General features: G+C 49.6%; 1 protein-coding gene. It reads left to right on the top strand.

What is annotated here, in order from left to right; genetic code table 11:
* Nucleotides 1-330 precede the first annotated feature (330 nt).
* Nucleotides 331-1,197, top strand: an 867-nt coding sequence (locus tag BHE89_RS17850) for a phosphoadenosine phosphosulfate reductase domain-containing protein (RefSeq protein WP_128860689.1), incomplete at its 3' end; no start/stop codon positions are given.

The following is a 1,197-nucleotide window of genomic DNA, read 5'->3' as shown; positions in this document are numbered from 1 at the left end:
AAAATGCTCCAACCCTCAAGACCGTAATTCACCCATACGATGAACCGCTTTATCGTTTTCATGTGCGGCCCCCTTTAACCGTGCAACGTTCCCACATATTCACCCCTTCAAACCGTAACCCCACCAAAAAGCCACTTCTTGATGATTTTCAATCAGCAGCGGCAGGTTGCCCCTGAACCAACCTCACCGAAAAACCACCTTTAGATTGCTTTCTGGTGCTTATCAATTTCTCCTGAGTGATTGGTCGTTCTGAAAACTTTACTTTTTACAGTATCATTTTATAATACTGTAAATCATAAAAACAACCCAGTAAAGAAAAAAGAGCGACTTATGTTGAGACGAGAAAACCAAGGAGATTTGTTCGATGACCAGGTGGTGTTGCCATCACTGGAGTCGGTTCTTACCGGCATATCTTCCAGGCAGCGTTGTGACGATAGAACAACGTACTTCTCCGCTCCGGATGTGGACCTGAGTTTGTACGATCACATAATTGTTTGCCTGTCTGGAGGCAAAGACTCGATTGCTGCGTACTTGCGGCTGGTGGACATGGGTGTTGATAAGTCAAAGGTGGAGTTCTGGCACCATGATGTTGATGGTCAGGAAGGCAGTTCGTTGATGGATTGGGCCTTCATGCGTGATTACTGTCGTCAGCTCGGGGAAGAACTGGGTATCCCAATGTACTTCTCGTGGCTTGAGGGCGGTTTTGAGGGCGAAATGCTCAAAGACAATGCCTATAGCCACCCCCATCGTGTAGAGACGCCTGAGGGGCTTCTGGTGCTGCCTAGAGACCATAAGCGCTCTAAGCCTGGTACGCGCCTTCGTTTCCCTCAGCAATCGCCATCACTCCAAACAAGGTGGTGCTCATCAGCCTTGAAGATTGATGTTGGCCGCAGAGCTCTTAATAACCAGGAGCGCTTCAAGGGGAAGAAGATCCTTTTCATCACTGGTGAGCGCCGGGAGGAAAGTGCAAACAGATCCAAGTACAACCAGCTTGAGGCTCATGCCTGTGACAGAAGATATGGGAAGACTGCACGGTTAGTTGATGCCTGGAGGCCCGTTCTTCATTGGACTGAGGAGGAGGTATGGGAAGTAATCGAGCGTCACCGCATCCTGGCCCCAGTCCCTTATCGCCTTGGCTGGAGCCGGTCGTCGTGTATGACCTGCATCTACAACTCACAGCGTATCTGGTCCACGATC

Source organism: Shigella sp. FC1967 (genome assembly GCF_001743005.1).
In the GTDB taxonomy this organism is placed as follows: domain Bacteria; phylum Pseudomonadota; class Gammaproteobacteria; order Enterobacterales; family Enterobacteriaceae; genus Proteus.
The sequence above is the reverse complement of the archived record's forward strand: the minus strand, read 5'-3'. Positions and strand labels throughout refer to the sequence as shown.